The organism is Opitutaceae bacterium TAV5, from assembly GCA_000242935.3.
GTDB lineage: Bacteria > Verrucomicrobiota > Verrucomicrobiia > Opitutales > Opitutaceae > Geminisphaera.
In genome coordinates, this window is record CP007053.1 from 1,557,560 (window position 1) to 1,573,039 (window position 15,480).

At 68.6% G+C, this 15,480-nt stretch carries 15 protein-coding genes; 13 read left to right on the forward strand and 2 right to left on the reverse strand.

Annotated elements, in window-relative coordinates; all coding sequences use genetic code 11:
- Positions 1 to 37 precede the first annotated feature (37 nt).
- Positions 38 to 838: a TatD family hydrolase gene (locus OPIT5_07115; protein ID AHF90025.1), complete on the forward strand. Its 801-nt coding sequence runs from the start codon at positions 38 to 40 to the stop codon at positions 836 to 838.
- Between the two features lie 136 nt (positions 839 to 974).
- Positions 975 to 1,532 carry a membrane protein gene (locus tag OPIT5_07120; protein ID AHF90026.1) on the forward strand — a complete coding sequence of 186 codons (558 nt, stop codon included), beginning with the start codon at positions 975 to 977 and terminating at the stop codon, positions 1,530 to 1,532.
- Positions 1,533 to 1,705: 173 nt separating this feature from the next.
- Here the strand turns inward: OPIT5_07120 and OPIT5_07125 are convergent, their stop codons facing one another.
- A complete protein-coding gene (locus OPIT5_07125; GenBank protein AHF90027.1) occupies positions 1,706 to 3,259 on the reverse strand; it encodes a chloride channel protein in 1,554 nt (517 codons plus the stop codon).
- Between the two features lie 499 nt (positions 3,260 to 3,758).
- Here OPIT5_07125 and OPIT5_07130 point away from each other — a divergent pair, with 499 nt between their 5' ends.
- Positions 3,759 to 5,282, forward strand: coding sequence for an L-threonine dehydratase biosynthetic IlvA (locus OPIT5_07130; protein ID AHF90028.1), 1,524 nt, complete (start codon positions 3,759 to 3,761; stop codon positions 5,280 to 5,282).
- Between the two features lie 10 nt (positions 5,283 to 5,292).
- Here OPIT5_07130 and OPIT5_07135 read toward each other — a convergent pair whose 3' ends face one another.
- On the reverse strand, positions 5,293 to 7,014 hold the full coding sequence (locus tag OPIT5_07135; GenBank protein AHF90029.1) for a xanthine permease: 1,722 nt from the start codon (positions 7,012 to 7,014) through the stop codon (positions 5,293 to 5,295).
- A gap of 204 nt (positions 7,015 to 7,218) precedes the next feature.
- On the opposite strand from OPIT5_07135, the gene OPIT5_07140 reads away from it, so the two are divergent.
- From OPIT5_07140 to OPIT5_07185, 10 genes are all read left to right on the forward strand, one after another.
- On the forward strand, positions 7,219 to 8,259 hold the full coding sequence (locus OPIT5_07140; protein ID AHF90030.1) for an ABC transporter substrate-binding protein: 1,041 nt from the start codon (positions 7,219 to 7,221) through the stop codon (positions 8,257 to 8,259).
- Between the two features lie 31 nt (positions 8,260 to 8,290).
- Positions 8,291 to 9,526 carry an anti-sigma factor antagonist gene (locus tag OPIT5_07145; protein ID AHF90031.1) on the forward strand — a complete coding sequence of 412 codons (1,236 nt, stop codon included), beginning with the start codon at positions 8,291 to 8,293 and terminating at the stop codon, positions 9,524 to 9,526.
- A gap of 5 nt (positions 9,527 to 9,531) precedes the next feature.
- Positions 9,532 to 10,464 carry an ABC transporter permease gene (locus OPIT5_07150; protein ID AHF90032.1) on the forward strand — a complete coding sequence of 311 codons (933 nt, stop codon included), beginning with the start codon at positions 9,532 to 9,534 and terminating at the stop codon, positions 10,462 to 10,464.
- Positions 10,465 to 10,469: 5 nt separating this feature from the next.
- Complete coding sequence (locus OPIT5_07155) at positions 10,470 to 11,282, forward strand: ABC transporter ATP-binding protein (GenBank protein AHF90033.1); 813 nt, start codon at positions 10,470 to 10,472, stop codon at positions 11,280 to 11,282.
- Between the two features lie 231 nt (positions 11,283 to 11,513).
- On the forward strand, positions 11,514 to 11,912 hold the full coding sequence (locus OPIT5_07160) for an anti-sigma factor antagonist (GenBank protein AHF90034.1): 399 nt from the start codon (positions 11,514 to 11,516) through the stop codon (positions 11,910 to 11,912).
- Between the two features lie 24 nt (positions 11,913 to 11,936).
- Positions 11,937 to 12,473: an anti-sigma regulatory factor gene (locus tag OPIT5_07165; GenBank protein ID AHF90035.1), complete on the forward strand. Its 537-nt coding sequence runs from the start codon at positions 11,937 to 11,939 to the stop codon at positions 12,471 to 12,473.
- Positions 12,474 to 12,477: 4 nt separating this feature from the next.
- Positions 12,478 to 12,813 carry an anti-anti-sigma factor gene (locus tag OPIT5_07170; GenBank protein ID AHF90036.1) on the forward strand — a complete coding sequence of 112 codons (336 nt, stop codon included), beginning with the start codon at positions 12,478 to 12,480 and terminating at the stop codon, positions 12,811 to 12,813.
- A 14-nt stretch (positions 12,814 to 12,827) separates the two neighbouring features.
- The gene (locus tag OPIT5_07175; protein ID AHF90037.1) at positions 12,828 to 13,493 is read left to right on the forward strand and encodes a phosphoprotein; all 666 of its coding nucleotides are present in this window, start codon (positions 12,828 to 12,830) and stop codon (positions 13,491 to 13,493) included.
- A gap of 92 nt (positions 13,494 to 13,585) precedes the next feature.
- A complete protein-coding gene (locus OPIT5_07180; protein ID AHF90038.1) occupies positions 13,586 to 13,963 on the forward strand; it encodes a chemotaxis protein CheY in 378 nt (125 codons plus the stop codon).
- 3 nt (positions 13,964 to 13,966) lie between these two features.
- Complete coding sequence (locus tag OPIT5_07185) at positions 13,967 to 15,475, forward strand: serine phosphatase (protein AHF90039.1); 1,509 nt, start codon at positions 13,967 to 13,969, stop codon at positions 15,473 to 15,475.
- The last annotated feature ends 5 nt before the right edge of the window (positions 15,476 to 15,480 follow it).

Sequence of the window (15,480 nt, forward strand, 5' to 3'; positions counted from 1 at the left end):
CCGCCACCATTGTCGTTAAATCACAGCCCTTTTCCGAATGATCATCGACACGCACACGCACCTCGAAACCTTCCACCGCAAGGGCACGCTGCCCGACGCGCTCGCCCGCGCCCGCGAGGCCGGGCTCTCCGCCATGATCACCATCGGCACGGCATCCGACGACTGGACGCTCTACCGCGACATCAGTCGCGACCATCCCGGTTTCGTCCACTACACCGTCGGCCTCCATCCGTGTTCCGTCGGCGAAACCTGGGCGGACGAGGTCGCGCAGATCGAGGCGTTCTGGAAAAAGGAAAATCCCCTTCCCGTCGCGCTCGGCGAGTGCGGGCTCGACCGTTTTCATCTTCCGAAAAACGACCCGGCCGCCGCCGAACGCATCTTTGCGTGGCAGCGTGATGCGTTTGCCGCCCAGCTCGACATCGCCCGCCGGCTCGGCTGTCCGCTCGTCGTGCATTCGCGCGGGGCGTTTGCCGAGTGTATCGCCATGATCGATACGAGCGGCGTGCCATGGGAACGCGTGGTGTTTCACTGTTTCACCGAAGGTCCCGCGGAGATGAGCGAACTGCTCCGGCGCGGCGGCCACGGTTCCTTCACCGGAGTCCTCACCTACAAAAACGCCGGCAATGTCCGCGAAGCCGCCCGCGTGCAGGGGCTGGCGCGGCTGATGATCGAAACCGACGCCCCGTATCTCACGCCGATGCCGCACCGCGGCAAACCCAACGAACCCGCCTTCCTCCGCCACACCGCGGACTACGCCGCCGAAGAGGTGTTTGGCGTCCCGTTCGCCACCCTGGCCGCCACGACCACGGCGAACGCCCGACAGTTTTTCGGGCTGTAGTGTAACCCGATGACACCGGCGCACCGCCCGCGCTCCCGGCAATAACCGGGGGCAGCCGGCCCGGCCGGTCGTCTGTCCGTCGCTCCCGGAACACTGCCGCCTCGCTTTTTCCGCCGCAACGGTCATCCTGGTTGCCATGCTCCAGACAATCGCCCGTTCCTGGTGGACGTTTCTTCTTCGCGGAATCCTCACCATCGCCTTTGGCCTGCTCGCCTTCGCCAACCCGCTCCTGGCCGGACTTTCGCTCGTTCTCGTGTTTGGCGCCTGGGCGCTCGCGGACGGCATTTTTTCGCTCGCCGCCGCGTTTCACGGACGGCGCAGCGCCGGCCATATCCTGTGGCTGGTGATCATCGGCATCGTCGGCATTGCGGCCGGCGTGTTTGTCTTTGCCCGGCCCGGCCTCGCCATGGCGGTCGTCATTTACTGGATCGGCTGGTGGGCGATCTGCCGCGGCATTTTCGAGATCATTGCCGCGATCAGCCTGCGCAGGCAGATCGCCAACGAATGGGCGCTGGTCCTCGGCGGCGTGTGTTCGGTGGTGTTCGGAGTGCTCGTCGTGTTTTCACCTTTCGCCGCCGGGATCGGGCTGATCTGGATCGCCGGCATTTACGCGATTCTCGTCGGCCTGTTTTTCGTGGTGCTCTCCCTGCGCCTGCGACGCTTCGCCCGCAACGGCGCCGTTTCTACTACCTGATTCCGGCTGTTGCTGTTTCATGCCGCAAGAATAGCCACAAAAAACACGAAAAACTCGCCACGCATGAAGCTCTCCACCGCGCCTATAGGCGCACGGAAGATTTCCGTCAGGCAGAATGAAATTTTGTGTTTTTTGTGGCTATTCTTCTCTCCCTGACAACAGGGTGAACTTTTCTACCCGCGGTCACTCTCCACCAGCGTTTCCTGCCCGCGCAGCAGGTCGTGCAGCGTGAAAATGCCGACCAGCTTGCGATGCTCCTCCACGCCGATGCAGAGGAAATTGGACGGTGAATCGATGATCCGGATCTGCGCGTTGCCCAGGGGCAGCGACGCCTCCGCCCACACCGCCGGCTCCAGTTTCGGCGGCTGTTTCGTCGCCAGCGCCAGCATCGCCTCCGGCCGCGTCAGCAATCCCGTAATCGTCCCGTCCGCGCCCTGCACGGGGAAACAGTTGAACCGGTAGTTTTCCAGCGCCGTTTTCAGTCCCGCCTCCGACAGGTCCGAGACGACCACCGGCCGGAAATTCGCCAGCTCGCCCACCGGCATTTCACGCCATTTCCGGTAATCGCGCGGCGGCAACACACGATGCGGGTCCTCGCCATCCTGACGCATCATGCACTCGTACATGCCTTCCTTTTCCAGCCGGCGGCTGACCACCTGGCTCACCAGCGCCGCCACCAGCAGAAACGGCACCATCACAAACTGGTGCGTCACTTCGAAAATCAGGAGGATCGCCGTCACCGGCGTGCGGATCACCGACACGAATCCCGCACACATGCCCGCCATCGCCAGCATCGCCTTGTCCGAACCGGTCAACGGCAGGAAAAGGCCCGCCCCCGCCGCCACTGCCGCGCCGAACATGCCGCCGATAAAAAAGCTCGGAGCGAAGATCCCGCCACACCCGCCCGAACCCACCGCCAGGAACGACGCCACCAGCTTCGCCACCGCCAGCACGAGCGCCGCGTGCCACACAAAATCGCCCGAAATCGCCGACGTCACCGCGTCGTAGCCGATGCCGAAAATCCCCGTGCTCCCCGTCCACCAGAAGGCCAGCACGCCCAGCACCCATGTGCCCAGCGCCCCGGCCGTCGGCGTCAGCCAGCGCGGCAACCACGTCAGCCCCCGCATCCGTCCGCGCGTCGCCAGCGCGCCTTTCTGGAACGCCGCCCCGCCCGCGCCCGCCAGCGCCGCCACCACCGGGCAGAGCAACACGCCCCACCACGACGGATCGTCGAGCGCGCCCGCCTGGAATGCCGGTTGCGGGCCGATCAACGCGTGCGCCACCAGCGCCCCGGCCACCGCCGCCAGCAGCACGCCGCCGATCAGCCGGCTCGAAAGCTCCCCGATGATCTCCTCGAGCACGAACGCGATGGCCGCCAGTGGAGCGTTGAACACCGCCGCGATCGCCGCCGCCACCCCGCTCGCGCAAAACAGCCGCCGCTTCTGCTTCGGCACGCCCAGCGCGCCCGCTCCGGCGGACATCGCCGCCGCGCCCACCTGCACCACCGGCCCTTCCGGCCCCAGGCTCACGCCGCCGCCGAGCGTGATTGCGGACGCCAGAAATTTCACCACGCCGGTCCGCAGACGGATGTAACCGAAATCTTTCCAGAACGAGAGTTTTGTCGGCAACACCCCGCCACCGGCCGCCTCCGGCGCAAACCCTTTGATCAGAAACGTGGCGAGCAAACTCGCCCCCACGACCGCCGCGAACGACCCGGCAAGGAACACCCCGATCCCGTGCTCCGCCAACCTGCCGATCGTGAAGTGGTGGATGCGTTCGACGACGGCGTGAAACCCCACCGCGATGACACCCACCCCCGTTCCGAGCACGCCGACCAGGATCACCTCGCGCCCGCTCTTCGGCACCCGGTTCCAGCGCCGGAGCAGCGGGGCAAAAGGACGGCGGGCAAAAGAAACGGGACGTGTTGTCATGAATCAAGCGATACGATGGCGAAAATCCGGTCGAAAAAGAGAAAAGCGGCCGAAGAAACCGGCCGCCAAGGCCGGGAAGCATCACCCGATCCCCGGCCCCGATGCAAGGCGAACGCTCGGCCGCCAGCGCGCAGCGAGCGGTCATCTGGCAGGGCCTCACCTCTCGGGAGCCCGCACAGGCCGGCGCGGCCAGCCCGTTTCGTTAAAAAAAGTGGCTGTTTTGTGCATTCCTCGTTGGAGCGTCGTGGCGCGGTCCATGGATATCCCGCGCGGGATCTGTTTCCGCAGCAGCGCCATGATCGACTACCTTCAGAAAGCCCTCACCGCGCGCGTCTATGACGTCGCCATCGAGAGCCCCCTCGAAAAGGCCGCGCGTCTTTCGGCGCGGCTCGACAACACGCTCCTGCTCAAACGCGAGGATTTGCAGAGCGTGTTCTCCTTCAAGCTGCGCGGCGCCTACAACAAGATGGCGCAACTGCCGCCCGAGGCGCTGGCCCGCGGCGTGGTCTGCGCCTCGGCGGGCAACCACGCCCAGGGCGTCGCCCTCGCCGCGAAACGGCTCGGCACGCGCGCCGTGGTCGTCATGCCGCTCACGACGCCCCAGGTGAAGGTGCAGGCCGTGAAGGCCCGCGGCGGCGAGGTCGTGTTGTATGGCGACGCGTTCGACGACGCGCAGGCGCACGCCCGCGAACTGGAACGGCGAGAAGGCCTGACGTTCGTGCACCCGTTCGACGATCCCGACGTGATCGCGGGCCAGGGCACGATCGGGCTGGAGATTCTGCGCCAGCACCAGGGGCCGCTGCACGCGGTGTTCATCGCCATCGGCGGCGGCGGGCTCGCGGCGGGCGTCGCGGCCTGCCTCAAGCGCGTGCGGCCCGAGGTAAAAATCATCGGCGTGGAACCGGTGGACGCCGCCTCCATGCACCGTTCGCTCCAGGAGGGCCGGCGCGTGAAACTGGATTACGCGGGGCTTTTTGCCGACGGCGTGGCGGTGCGCGAAGTGGGCGAGGAGACCTTCCGCCTCTGCCGCGAATACCTCGACGAGGTGATTCTGGTGAACACCGACGCGATCTGCGCCGCGACGAAGGACGTGTTCGATGACACGCGTGCGGTGCTCGAACCCGCCGGGGCGGTGGCCGTCGCCGGCGCGAAGGCCTGGGTGGAACGCGAACGGATAACGGGGCAGACACTCGTCGCGATCGCCTGCGGAGCCAACGTCAACTTCGACCGGCTGCAGTTCATCGCAGAGCGCGCCAATGTCGGCGAACACCGCGAGGCCGTGCTCGCCGTGACCATTCCCGAGGGCCCCGGCAGCCTGAAGGAGTTCTGCGTGCTGGTGGGCCGCCGCAGCCTGACCGAGCTGGCCTACCGCATTGCGGGCACGCAGCGGGCGCACCTCTTTGTCGGCATCCAGGTGCAGGGCCGCGGCGAGGGCGCGAGGTTCGCGGAGTATTTCAACCGGCAGGGCTTCGGCGCGCTGGACCTCACCGACAACGAGGCGGCCAGGCTCCACCTGCGGCACCTGGTCGGCGGGCGCTCGCCGCTGGCGGAAAACGAGGTGCTCTACCGCTTCGAATTTCCCGAGCGGCCGGGCGCGTTGATGCAGTTCCTCGATTCGCTGCCGCCCCGGTGGAACGTCAGCCTTTTCCACTACCGCAACCACGGCGCGGACTACGGCCATGCGCTGGTCGGCCTGCAGGTGACGGATGCGGACAAGCCCGCGCTGGAGTCCTGCCTGAAGACGCTCGGCTATCCGTATCGGGACGAGTCCGACAACCCGGCCTGCAAACTTTTCCTGCGCCATGCCGACGCCCGCTGAACCGCGCCGCTCAGTGCTCGAAGCCCAGCTTCAGCCACTGCATCCCGCCCTGCCGGCCGCTGGTGAACCTGTCCGCCATGCGGCCGATGATCCGCAGCGAGAGATCGGCGGGCAGTTCGCCGCCCTCCGGCAGATCCGGCCCGGCGGCACCAGGCCCGGCGTCGGCCTTCTCCAAAGCCCGGCCGGCGTAGCGGATGGTCGCGTCGATGTGAAACTCGTCGAACGCGAGTTCGATCTCCGCCTCCCGCCCCGGCTCGACCACCTCGCCCGCGGTTTCGGCAAACTCCGCCAGCGCCAGCGTCACCCGCTGCATCACGTCGCGCCGGGCCGCCCACGCCCCGCCCTGTGCCTGGCAAAACGCGTGCACGCGATCCACCGCGCCGTCGCCGGGTGCCAGGGTCAGTTGCGCCCGCATCCGCGTGCCGATCCGGAAAAAGAAATTGAGCAGGATGGCCACGAGCAGCGCCTCCGCCAGCGACGAGGCGGCCAGCGGAGCCAGCAGCGGCAGGTGGTTGAAAAAATCCGGGAAGATGTCGCGGCTGAGGCCGAAAATCAGCCCCAGGCCGACGACCAGCACCTTCCGGTTGTCCAGCAGCCGCGAGAGGATGATCTGCAGGCCGTTGATCAGAATGAAGCACGAGGAAAACAGCAGGATCGCACCCGAGACCGGCATGGGGATCGACGTGGACAGCGCGATCGCGCCGGGGAAGAACGCCAGCACGATGAAGATGATCCCGACCGCAAGGCCCACGCGGCGCGCCTTCACCCCGGTCGCGACCGAGATCCCGATGCTGCCGGAGAACGGGCTCAGCCCCATCGTGCCGAGCCCGCCGGCGATCATGTTGCCCAGACCGTCGGCCAGCAGCCCGCGCTTGAGCGAGACCATGTCGGGACGCTGCCAGCCGGGGTCGTTGATTTTCTGGCAGGTGGTGAGGTCGCCCACCGTGCGCAGGCTCGAGGCCAGCGCCGTCACCGCGAATTCGAAGGCCAGCCCGGCGTCGAACTGCGGCAGCGCCAGCGGCGGCCGCGGCAGCCCGAGCACGCCGTGACGGAAACCCTCGCGCAACGCCTCCGGATCGATCTCGCCCAGCCACGCCGCCGCCGCCCAGGCCACGACCAGCACGATCAGCACCGCATAAATGCGCAGCGGACGCGGCCCCCAGATGTTCACGAAAAAGATGCCCGCCAGCGAGCAAAGCCCGATCACCGTGCCGACCGTCATCGCCGGCCCGGCCCCGGCACTGGTCTCCGGCAGGCCGAACATCAGGCGGAAACCCAGTATGCCCAGCACCACGCCGATCATGGTCACGGCCAGCCCCGCGATCTCCGTCGGCAACCAGGGCCGCAGCCGGCCCAGCACGCGCGACAGCAGGACCTCGCACGCCCCGGCGAAGATCATCATGCCGGCGACCAGCGGCAGGCCGCCCCGCTCGGCCGCGTGGAAACACGGCGGCAGATACGCCGCCGTGAAGATCGCCGGCGCCAGAAACCCGGAACCGAGCCCGCCGCGCCAGCGTCCGCACTGGAGCAGGCTGGCGATGCCCAGCGCCAGCATGGAGCCGGCGAGCATGGCGTTCATCGTGGCCTGGTCGGCCCGGGCGTGCCGGGCGACGAGCACCGGCAGCACCAGCCCGGGCGGGGCGATCGCGGCCAGATGCTGGATCGCGGTGAAAAACGTGACGCCGAACGGAGGTCGGTCATCGACGCCAAACTGCTCGGTCGTCGGACGCATGGCAGAGACGACTGAGTGAACGCAAAAATGAAGTCACGATAAAACCGGCATGACCCCTGCAACCTTCACCCGCAGGCGCTCCATCAGGCGCGACGGACCGGCCAAACCCGTTGTTGCGCAGACGCCCCTTTCTTGTCATCGCGGATACCGTCTTCCCCTGGCGGATACGCGCACGACCACGCCTCGACTCCTCTTCACCACCCGATGCTGGCCATCCTGAAACGCCTCTCACTCGCCCTTCTGCTCATCGCAGGCTCCGCCGCGCTGCTGCTGTTCTCGGATCTCGATTCGCGCAAGCAGCCCGCCGGTTCACCTTCGGCCGGCCCGGACAACGCCGCGACTCCCGCCGGCAAAAAGTGGAAAATCGCCGTCATCTTTTACAACGAGACCCCCTCCGTCGAACAGGTGCTCGAGGGCATGGCCGCCGCCTGGAAGCGCAGTCCGCTCCTCGCCGGTCGCGATTACGATCTCAGGCAGAGCAGCGCGCAGGGCGACATGGCCACGCTCAACACCCTGATCGACGCCGCGCTCACCGACGGCGCCGACCTGGTCGTGCCGATCACCACACCCGCCCTCCAGGCCGCCGTCCAGCGCGTCCGGCGCATCCCCATCGTGTTTTCCCTCGTGGCCAGCCCGGCGGCCGCGGGGGCCGGCGCCAGCGACACCGATCACCTGCCCAACCTCACCGGCGTCGCCGTGCCCGCGCCGTGCGACGAAGCCCTCGGACTCATCCGGAAACACTTCCCCGGCTTCCGGCGGATCGGCAGCATTTATTGTCCCGCCGAAGCCAACTCCGTCGCGATGAAAGAAAGCCTCGAGGAGGCGTGCCGCCGGCACGGCTTCGCGCTCGAACTCGTGGCGGCCAACACCGCCAACGATCTCCCCGACGCCGCGCTCGCGCTCGTCTCGCGTCCCGTCGATGCCGTGCTCCAGATCCCCGACAATCTTTCCTCCTCCGGCTTTGCCGCGATCACACGCGCCGCGCGCCAGGCGCGCAAACCGCTGCTCAGCCTGGACAACGCGGCCATTCCGCTCGGCGCCGCCTTCACGTTCGGCCGCGACCAGCGCGATGCCGGTGCGGCCACCGTCGCGCTGATCGAGCGCGTGATCCGGGGCGAAGACCCGGCGCGCATCCCCATCCATCCGGCGAAAATCACCACCTCCGCCAGCCCCGCCAACGCCGCCGCCGTCGGCCTGACCCTGCCGCCCGGGTTGCTCGCCGAGACCGGCCAGATCCTGAAATAATCCCGACGCAACCCGCCACACGCCTCCACCGATGGACATCTCCCGCCACAAAACCGGCAACCGGCTCACCCTCCGACTCGTCGGCCGGCTCGACGCCAACTGGTGCAACCACGTCCAGGATGCCCTCGCCGCCGCCGTGCGCGACGGCGAGCACCACCTCTTCCTCGACATGGCCGGCGTCGGCTACATCAGCTCCGCCGGCCTGCGCGTGCTGCTCTCGTTCTACAAACAACTGCGCGCCATCAACGGCCGGTTCGGCGTCGTACGCAGCTCGCCGGCCACGCGCTCCGTCATCGAACTCGCCGGGCTCGACCTGCTCTTCGCCGCCGATCCCGAAGCGACCCCCGCGGACGGTGAAACGGGCTCCGCGCACGCCTCCGCCAGCGCCCGCTACGAACTCTTCCGCCAGGAGACGCTTCCCGCCGCCATGCGCCTCGCCCTCGTCGGCGACGCCGGCGTGCTGCACCACGGCGCCGACCCGGCGCGCGTGCTGCCGGCCGGGTTCGGCGCCCACGCCTTCGCGCTCGGCGTCGGCGCGCTCGGGACCACCTGGGCCGACTGCGCGCCCCGCTTCGGCGAGTTCCTCGCCGTGGCCGGCGTGGCCGCGTTCCAGCCCTCCGACGACTCCAGCCGGCCCGACTTCGCCGTGAGCCAGGGCGCCTTCGTGCCCGAAGGCCGGCTGCTCGCCGGACTGTCCGGCGAAGGCGCGTTCCCGCTGCTCGCCCGCTTCGAGGCCACCGCCGGGGCGCGCACGGTCGGGCTCGCCGAACTGGCGGGCGCCGCGCTCGAACTCGCCGCCGCGCCCGCCGCGGCATTCGTCGCCCTCGCCGAAACCGCCGGCCTCGTCGGCGCCGCGCTGCGCCGGTCGCCCGCGCCCCCGGATGCCGGGGAGCGCTTCGCGTTTCCGCAAATCCGCGACTGGCTCTCGTTCACCAGCGAACGCGCGTTCCGCGACTCGACGTCGCTCCTCGTCGGCGTCGTCGCCCGGCCCGGCACGCCGCTCGACCCGCTGCTGCGCCCGCTCGGCCGCGACTCCGGGCTCCACGCGCATGTGCACGCCGCGGCGTTTCCCTACCGCCCGCTGCGCAAAGGCCGCATCGAACAAAAAGCCGCCGTGACCGAACTCTTCGACGGCCACGCCCTCCAGGCCGTGCTCCACCTCCTCGCCGACCCCCGCGAATTCAACGGTGCCGGCGAAAGCGCCTTTTACCGCGGCGCGCTCTGGATCGCGCCGGTCCAATCGCAAATCACAAATCCGGAATCGTAAATTCGATGACTCTCCTCCTCGGCGCTCTCACCATCGGCCTGATCCTTTCGCTGCTCGCACTGGGCGTGCTCGTGTCGTTCCGCGTCTTCTCCATCCCCGACATCACCACCGACGGCTCGATCACCTTCGGCGCCGCCATCGCCGCGACGCTGCTCGTCCACGGCGTCAACCCCGTCCTGGCCACCCTCGCCGGTGCGGCGGGTGGCGCGCTCGCTGGCGCGATCACCGGCCTGATCCACACGAAATTCGGCATCAATTCCCTGCTTGCGGGCATCCTCGTGATGACCGCCCTCTACTCGGTCAACCTCCACGTGATGGGCCGCAGCAACGTGCCGCTCATGCAGGCGCACACCTTCGCCAGCTACAGCGAGGCGCTGGGCGCGACGCTCTTCCGCGGCCCGACGATCAACGTCCTCGGCTGGCCGGTGAACTCGGCCGACGCCGCCATGCTGCTCCTCGCGCTTGGCGGCGCGGTGCTCGGCGGCGCGGCGCTCTTCGCGTTCTTCCGCACCCACATCGGCACCGCCATGCGCGCCACCGGCGACAACCCGCAGATGATCCGCGCGCTCGGCGCCAACGTCGAAGGCTACATCATCCTCGGCCTCGCGCTCTCCAACGGCCTCGTCGCCCTCGCCGGCGCCCTCCTCGCGCAGTATCAGGGTTTCGCCGACGCGCAGATGGGCATCGGCATGATCGTGTGGGGCCTCGCCAGCGTGATCATCGGCGAGGCGCTCACCGGCACGCGCAGCCTCGGCCTCACCATCGCCGGCACGATCATGGGTTCGGTCCTCTTCCGCCTGCTCGTCGCGGTCGCCCTGCGCTGGGGCCTCAACCCCAACGACCTCAAGCTCATCACCGCCCTCTTCGTCTTTGCCGCGCTCGTCCTCCCCGGCCTGCTGAAGAAACTCCGCCGCCGCACCGTCACCCGCACTGCCTGACCGCCATGCTCACGCTCACCGGCCTCCGCAAGACCTTCAACCCCGGCACCGTCAACGAAGTCCGCGCCCTCCGGGGCGTGGACCTCGCCATCGACGACGGCTCGTTCGTGATCGTCCTCGGCATGAACGGCTCCGGCAAATCCACGCTCCTCAACGCCGTCGCCGGCTCTTTTCCCGTGGACGAAGGCCGCATCGAACTCGCCGGGCACGACGTCACCCGCTGGCCCGAGCACCGGCGCGCGCGCCTCATCGGCCGCGTCTTCCAAAATCCCTTCAGCGGCACCGCGCCCGGCATGTCCATCGCCGAGAATTTCGCCCTCGCCTCGGCCCGCGGACACCCGCGCGGGCTCGGCCGGGCGCTTTCGCCGCGCCTGACAAAACCCCTGCGCGAACGCATCGCCTCGCTCAGGATGGGCCTCGAGGACCGCCTCGACAACGCCATCGGCTCGCTCTCCGGCGGCCAGCGCCAGGCGCTCACCCTGCTCATGGCGACCTGGCTCCGCCCGCACCTGCTGCTGCTCGACGAGCACACGGCCGCGCTCGATCCGAAGAGCGCGGACCAGGTCATCACACTCAGCGACGGGATCGTGCGCCGCGACAAGCTCACCACGCTCATGGTCACGCACTCGATGCAGCAAGCCGTCAGCCTCGGCGACCGCATCATCATGATGCACCGCGGCCGCGTCCTGCACGACTTCCGCGGGGCCGATAAAAAACGCCTGCGCCCCGAGGATCTGCTCGACCGCTTCGACGAAGTGCGCCGCCGCGAACAGCTCGACGATTCCGCCGCCGCCATGCTGCGCGATCTGTATGTCTGACGCTGCGACCCGCCGCGCCCGCTTCAGGTGAATCAACGGCGCCCGAACCCTGCGAGCTCACGTTCGCAGCTACGGTTCGCGGCTACGCAGGGAGTCCCCTCCGCGCGCTCCGTGCCCGTTCCGTTAAAAATAGTGCCCGCTTCGTGCATTCCGCATTGGAGCGCCGGGATGCAGCCGGACAATCCGTCCCCGCCGCGATCTCGCCGACAGACCGCGCCCGCTTCATTTCCCATGGCATCACTCGACACGGATTTTTTTCAGCACGAAGCCGGCCCCCTGACGATCCGGCTGGCCGGCCGGCTCGACGGCAACTCGGCTCCGGCCTTCGGTCGCCGGCTCGCGGAACACCTGTCCGCGACGGCCACCGGCGTAGTCCTCGACGCGAGCGGACTGGAATTCATCAGCAGCGCCGGGCTGCGCGAGCTGATGACGCTGGCGAAAAAGCTGCGCCAGAACCAGGCGAAGGCCGTGCTCGCCGGCGTGACGCCTCTCGTAAACGAAGTGCTGGAAATCTCGGGCATGAACCCGCTCTTTCTCCACGCGGCCGACCAGACCGAGGCGCTGCGCCGTCTCGCGGACAACAGCGACGGGCCGCCGGACCGGTTGTTTGCCGGCGGCGCCAAGGCATGACCCTCCCTGCCGGCCGGCGACGCCATGAAGCATCGGCTGCGGTCCGTTTTCACACGCACAGGAAATGATTGTCTCCACCACCGTTCGACGCCATGCGTGGACCGACCACATCCTGCCACCCCCCCCTTGACTCAGGCCCGCCAACAAGTCCTCACCCTGCGCAACGACCTCGCGGAGTTGCCACGGCTCGCGGCGTTCATCGACGCGTTTTGCGCCCCGCTGCGACCGGGCGACCAGGACACGCTCGCGCTCCAGCTCGCCCTGGAGGAGACGGTGACCAACGTCATCAACCATGGCTACCGCGACGGCCTGCCCCATACCTTCAACGTCACGCTCTCGGCCGACGACAGCCGCCGGATCACCGTCATGGTGGACGACGACGCGCCCGCCTTCGACCCGCTGGCCCGCCCGCCCGTCGATACCGGCGCGCCGCTCGAAGCGCGCCCCGTCGGCGGCCTCGGCATCCACCTCGTGAGAAAGCTGGTGGACCGCGCGCGCTACGAACGCCGCGACGGGAGGAACATCCTCACCCTCGAACGCACTCTCCGCCCCCTTTCCTGACCTTATGGACATCACCGAAAAACAACTGGATTCCGCCACGGTACTGGCCCTCGCGGGCCGGCTCGACGGGCTGAGCAGCCCCGCCCTGGAACAGAAGATCGACGCGTTGCTGGCCTCCGGCCTCCGGCAGCTCGTCTTCGATTGCGCCGCGCTCTCCTACGTGAGCAGCGCCGGGCTCCGCGTCTTCCTCGGCGCGGCGAAAAAATTCAAGTCGGCGGGCGGCGTCGCCGCCTTCGCCGCGCTCACCCCCGCCGTCAGCGAGGTGTTCGAACTCTCCGGCTTCAACAGCGTCCTCTCTGTCCACCCCGGCGTCGACCAGGCGGTCGCCGCGCTGCGTTGACCGGGGCTCCCGCCATGACTCCTCCCGTCCACCTCACCTTCGTCGAGGAACTCGTCCTCCTCGGCCTCGACGACCGCACCGGCGCCCTGCTGCCCATGCCTGTCATGGGTTTCAACTACGCCCTCGCCGGCGCCCTCCTCGCCGACCTCGCCCTTGCCGGCCGCATCGACACCGACCTCGAGCAACTCACTGTCATCCGCGACGAGCCCACCGGCGACAGCATGCTCGACGCCGCGCTCGACACCATCAAGGCCGCCCCCGGGCCCCTGCCCGTCGCTCACTGGCTCGGCGTCCTGTCCTCCTGGCGCCCCACCCTGGAAAACGAAGCCCTCGCCCGCCTCGTCGGCCACGGCATCCTGCGCCGCGAGGACAAGAAAATCCTCCGGGTCTTCGGCACGCGCCGTTACCCCACGGTCAACCACCAGGAGCGCACCGAGGTGAAGACCCGCCTCTCCGCCCTCATCCTCGGCGACGACATCCCCGATCCGCGCGACGCCGTGCTCATCAGCCTCCTCACCGCCTGCCACCTCGCGCAGCACATCTTCACCGACCCCGCCTGCGCCGCCCGCTCCACCCGCCTCGCCAACCTCGCCCGCATGGACCAGGTCGGCCGCGAAGTCGGCGCCTCCCTCGACCTGCTCACCCGCGTGCTCATGTCGGCGCACCCGATGGGCATGTAGTTTGAAACAACGTACCACTCCCGTCTCCGCACGCGCGCCGGCAAAGCCTTGCCCCCGCCTCCCCGCGGAGATCGCCCGCACTACCGCTCCCGATGCCCAGGATCCTCCTCGTCGAAGACAACGAAATGAACCGCGACATGCTCTCCCGCCGCCTCCTCCGCCGCGGCTACGAGATCGTCATCGCCGTGGACGGCCGGCAAGGCGTCGACCTCGCCGCCAGCGAACAACCCGCCCTCATCCTCATGGACATGAGCCTCCCCGTCATCGACGGCTGGGAGGCCACCCGCCGCATCAAGGCAGGGGAGACCACCCGGCACATCCCCGTCATCGCCCTCACCGCCCATGCCATGGCCGGCGACCGCGAACAGGCCCTCGCCGCCGGCTGCGACGACTACGACACCAAGCCCATCGACCTCGCCCGGCTCCTCCCCAAGATCGAGAAATTCGCCGGTCCCGGCTCGCCTCCGTAAGCCATGTCCTCACCCACCCCGCTCTCGCACCTGCGGCACGACCTCCGCACTCCGATCAACCAGATCATCGGCTACAGCGAGCTGCTCATGGAGGAGGCCGACGATGCCGGCCATGCCGCCTACGCCCCGGACCTCGAAAAAATCCGCGACGCCGCCAGGCACCTCCTCAACCTCATCAATGACAACCTCACCGACGACCGCCTCAGGCTCGCCGGCGATGTCGTCGACGCCGGCGCGCAGACCGTCCCGGCCGGCTCCATGGAAGTCTTCCGGAATCTCCCCGGCAACTTCCCCACGCTCCTCGCCGAAAGCTCCGCCTCCTTTCCGCAGGATCGCCCCGCGCCCGTCCCCGGCCGCATCCTCGTCGTCGACGACAACGAGGGCAACCGCGACATGCTCTCCCGCCAGCTCGAACGCCAGGGCCACGCCGTCGCCACGGCCGCCGATGGCCAGGCCGCGCTCGAGCGCCTCCGCGCCGGGCCCTTCGACCTCGTTCTCCTCGACATGATGATGCCCGTGCTCGACGGCTACGGCGCCCTCGACGCCATCAAGACCGACCCCGCTCTCCGCCACCTCCCCGTCATCATGATCTCGGCCCTCGACGAGCTCGCCAGCGTCGTCCGCTGCATCGAGCGCGGCGCCGAGGATTTTCTGCCGAAACCCTTCAACCCGACCCTCCTCCGCGCCCGCATCGGCGCCGGCCTGGAGAAAAAACGCTTCCGCGACCAGGAGCGCACCTGGATCAAGACCATCGAGGACACCCAGGCCCGCCTTCAGGCCGAACTCGCCGAGGCCGGGAACTACGTGCGCTCGATCCTCCCGCCCCCCGGCCTCTCGCGCACCATCCCCGTGGACTGGCGGTTGATCCCCTCCACCGAACTCGGCGGCGACTCCTTCGGGTATCACTGGATCGACGACGACCACTTCGCCCTCTACCTCCTCGACGTGTGCGGACACGGCGTCGGCGCCGCCCTCCTCTCCGTCGCCGCCATCAACGTCCTGCGCAACGGCGCCCTTCCCGACGTCGATTTCCGCGATCCCGGCGCCCTGCTCACCGGGCTGAACGAGGCCTTCCTCATGGAGAAGCAGAACGACATGTATTTCACTCTCTGGTACGGCGTCTGGCAGCCCTCCACCCGCACCCTGCGCTACGCCACCGCCGGCCACCCCCCGGCCCTTCTCGTCACCGGTTCTCCCGACCGCTCCGCCCCCGCGACCGTCGAGCCCCTCAAGGCCGCCGGCATGATCCTCGGCGGCATGAGCGGCACGACCTACAAGACCTTCACCCGCGCCCTCCCCGACCCCGTCCGCCTCTACCTCGTGAGCGACGGCACCTTCGAAATCACCCGCGCCGACGGCACCCTCTGGCCCGTCGCCGACTTCCACGCCTTCTTCGCCCGGCCCGTCTCCGACGGCGAATCCGACCTCGACCGCCTCCATGCCCACGTGAAAAGCCTCGGCCGCGCCGGCCCTCTCGATGACGACTTCTCCATTGTCCGCTTCACCCTCTGAGGCCC

Excerpts from the sequence above, each read along its gene's own strand:
- OPIT5_07115 (AHF90025.1), top strand. The coding sequence starts at position 38 with ATGATCATCGACACGCACACGCACCTCGAAACCTTCCACCGCAAGGGC.
- OPIT5_07120 (AHF90026.1), top strand. The coding sequence starts at position 975 with ATGCTCCAGACAATCGCCCGTTCCTGGTGGACGTTTCTTCTTCGCGGA.
- OPIT5_07130 (AHF90028.1), top strand. The coding sequence starts at position 3,759 with ATGATCGACTACCTTCAGAAAGCCCTCACCGCGCGCGTCTATGACGTC.
- OPIT5_07135 (AHF90029.1), bottom strand. The coding sequence starts at position 7,014 with ATGCGTCCGACGACCGAGCAGTTTGGCGTCGATGACCGACCTCCGTTC.
- OPIT5_07140 (AHF90030.1), top strand. The coding sequence starts at position 7,219 with ATGCTGGCCATCCTGAAACGCCTCTCACTCGCCCTTCTGCTCATCGCA.
- OPIT5_07145 (AHF90031.1), top strand. The coding sequence starts at position 8,291 with ATGGACATCTCCCGCCACAAAACCGGCAACCGGCTCACCCTCCGACTC.
- OPIT5_07150 (AHF90032.1), top strand. The coding sequence starts at position 9,532 with ATGACTCTCCTCCTCGGCGCTCTCACCATCGGCCTGATCCTTTCGCTG.
- OPIT5_07155 (AHF90033.1), top strand. The coding sequence starts at position 10,470 with ATGCTCACGCTCACCGGCCTCCGCAAGACCTTCAACCCCGGCACCGTC.
- OPIT5_07160 (AHF90034.1), top strand. The coding sequence starts at position 11,514 with ATGGCATCACTCGACACGGATTTTTTTCAGCACGAAGCCGGCCCCCTG.
- OPIT5_07165 (AHF90035.1), top strand. The coding sequence starts at position 11,937 with ATGAAGCATCGGCTGCGGTCCGTTTTCACACGCACAGGAAATGATTGT.
- OPIT5_07170 (AHF90036.1), top strand. The coding sequence starts at position 12,478 with ATGGACATCACCGAAAAACAACTGGATTCCGCCACGGTACTGGCCCTC.
- OPIT5_07175 (AHF90037.1), top strand. The coding sequence starts at position 12,828 with ATGACTCCTCCCGTCCACCTCACCTTCGTCGAGGAACTCGTCCTCCTC.
- OPIT5_07180 (AHF90038.1), top strand. The coding sequence starts at position 13,586 with ATGCCCAGGATCCTCCTCGTCGAAGACAACGAAATGAACCGCGACATG.
- OPIT5_07185 (AHF90039.1), top strand. The coding sequence starts at position 13,967 with ATGTCCTCACCCACCCCGCTCTCGCACCTGCGGCACGACCTCCGCACT.